Genomic DNA, 2,777 nt, shown 5'->3' with positions numbered 1-2,777 from the left:
TCCTTACCATAAGTTTTCTGATTTCATCAGCCCACTTCATTATTGTATAATATGCCTGAGGAAGTTCAGGTTTTATAAGATGCAGCGCGCCCTGAAACACCTCGCCAGTTGAGCCGTTTATGGTGATTTCATCGCCCTCTCTTAAAACCTTGTTTCCTGCTACCGCTGTTTTATGGATATAATCTACTGCAAGTTCTTCGCATCCAACTATACAGCACTTTCCCCATCCCCTTGCGACAACCGCCGCATGAGAGGTCTTGCCTCCCGTTGCAGTCAAAATCCCCTGCGCAGCGTGCATTCCGCCCACATCCTCAGGGCTTGTCTCTTTTCTAACAAGGATTACCTTTTCGCCTCTTTCTGCCCAATCCTCTGCATCTTTGGCATTGAACACTACCTTGCCTGTTGCAGCGCCGGGAACAGCGGCAATGCCTGCTGCAAAAAGGTGTTTATTCAATTCATCCCTTTTTATTTTCGGGTCTATAACAGGATAAAAAAGCCCTTCAATCTCCTTGTCAGTAATCCGCAGCAGCGCCTCTTTCTTTGATATGAGTTTTTCCTTGACCATGTCAACTGCAATGCTGAATGCCGCGCCAGGAGAGCGTTTTCCTGAACGGCACTGGAGTATGTATAATTTGCCCTCCTCAACAGTAAATTCTATATCCTGCATATCCTTGTAATGTTTTTCAAGTTTCTTTCTCACACCGCATAATTGCTTATAGATTTCTGGCATCCTGTCATTTAAATCTATTAAATGGAGAGGCGTTCTGATGCCTGCAACAACATCCTCCCCCTGCGCATTCATAAGGAGGTCGCCGTAATAGATATTCTCGCCTGTGTTCGGGTCTCTTGTGAAACATACACCTGTGCCGGATGTTTCACCCATATTTCCAAACACCATCTGAACCACATTTACCGCTGTTCCAAGTAGTCCTGTAATCTTCTCCACCCTTCTGTATGTGACAGCCTTTTCAGCCATCCATGAGCCGAATACTGCGTTGATTGCTCCCCATAACTGCACTATTGGGTCCTGCGGGAAATCATTTTTTGTGTGTTTTTTATAAACAGATTTTAACCGCTGGAGTAGTTCCTCAAGTTCTTTTTCATTAACATCAGTATCCTGAATCTTGTTTTTTGCAGCGCCAAGTCTAGGTTTAGTCCTCTTTTCTTTAATCTCGTTGAACTCATGGTCAAACTCCTCTCTGGGTATACCCATGCCTGTAGAGCCGTACATTGTGATAAATCTGCGGTAGGCATCCAATGCAAATCTTCTATTGCCTGTCTTTCTTGCAAGCCCTTCTACTGACTTATCATTGAGCCCTAAATTTAAAATCGTTTCCATCATCCCCGGCATACTTCTGGCAGCGCCTGAACGAACTGATACCAAAAGCGGGTCGTTTGCGTCGCCAAGTTTTTTGCAGACAAGTTTTTCGAGTTTTGCAAGGTTTTTTAAGACCTCCTTGTCAAGTCCTTTTGGCTCTTTTTTATTATTTTTGTAAAAGAGGTCGCAGACCTCTGTAGTGATTGTAAAGCCTCCCGGCACAGGAAGCCCTATATTTGTCATCTCGGCAAGGCCTGCGCCTTTGCCGCCGAGTAGTTCTTTCATCTTTCCGTTTCCTTCAGCCTTGCCGCCGCCGAAGAAATAAACATATTTTTTAGACGCCATAAAAAACCTCCGAAAATTGTATAGTCAAATTTTTTAAACTGCTTTTGCTATCTTGCGCTTATTTAATTTTTTGTATCTTGCTCTTTTATCAAGAATTCTTAACTGTCTTTCTCTACCTATATCATCAATGGCAGCATAATTCATATTTATAGCCCCAACTCTTCTTTTTGCTGTTTCAATATATTCCTTGTTTATATCAATGCCGATAAATTTTCTTCCCATTTTTTTTGCTGCCACTAATGTTGTTCCGCTGCCGGCAAAAGGGTCAAGAACAATTGCTTCATTTGAGTAGGTTGTTAAACTTATGATATATTCGCACAAACTTAACGGCTTAACAGTCCTGTGCAAATTAAAATCCCCCTTTTCTTTTTTATCTGGTTTTGAAATCAAAAAACATTTATCAATAACTTCATTTATTTTGTCTGTTGAAACCACATTTGCAGGAAACATCTCTTGACCGATTTTAACATTGGTATTTAACAATCCAACATTATATTTTCTGAAATTCTCCAGAAATGTCCCTTGTGGTTCTTTTTGCGCCATCACAATCGGTTCAAAGCAAGACTTGATTTGCGGCGTTTTCCAACCGCTCAATTGATTTTTTAAATTTTCTTTTACCTTTTTATTTTCATTCAATTTTTCAATAAAATGATTCAAACTCATTGCCTTTGGCTGATTTTGCGTATAAAGCCAGATAAAACAATCTCTAATCAAAAATCCGGCATCATCCATTGCAGATACCATCCTATGATACAATCGCGGGCTTGAAAATGAAAAGAAAAATCCGCCCGGTTTTAAAACTCTGATAATTTCTCTTGAAATTTGGTAATACCAATCATAAAATTTTTTCCCTTGCCCTTTGTCAAATTTCATCCCCGGTGGCAAGGACTTTATGGTATGGCAATAATCAGTAATTAGAGCAACTTTTTTTACATCCCAACCGTTATCCATCTTGTCTAAAAAGTAAGGGGGGTCGGTTAAAACCAAATCAATACTTCCTGCATCAATTTCAGTAAGGATTTGCAACGAATCGCCGTGAATGATTTTATTCAGATGTTCACTATTCATTGGGGTCTTGTCCTTTAAATTCGTTGTAGAGAATTTTGTAAATTCC

The 2,777-nt window shown here is 40.3% G+C and carries 1 protein-coding gene and 1 pseudogene (1 of these 2 running past the window's edge); both read right to left on the bottom strand.

Going from position 1 to position 2,777, the window contains the following annotated elements; genetic code table 11:
* Positions 1-1,663, bottom strand: a pseudogene (locus HZC45_00515) (pyruvate, phosphate dikinase) (it extends 954 nt beyond the left edge of the window).
* 33 nt (positions 1,664-1,696) lie between these two features.
* On the bottom strand, positions 1,697-2,731 hold the full coding sequence (locus HZC45_00510) for a site-specific DNA-methyltransferase (GenBank protein MBI5681653.1): 1,035 nt from the start codon (positions 2,729-2,731) through the stop codon (positions 1,697-1,699).
* Between the last annotated feature and the right edge of the window lie 46 nt (positions 2,732-2,777).

Source organism: Deltaproteobacteria bacterium (genome assembly GCA_016223005.1).
Lineage (GTDB): Bacteria > Desulfobacterota > GWC2-55-46 > UBA9637 > GWC2-42-11 > JACRPW01.
Note: the sequence above shows the minus strand (reverse complement) of the source record. Positions and strands in the feature narration are given on the sequence as shown.

Coding starts and splice junctions, on each gene's coding strand:
- HZC45_00510 (MBI5681653.1), bottom strand. CDS start 2,731: ATGAATAGTGAACATCTGAATAAAATCATTCACGGCGATTCGTTGCAA.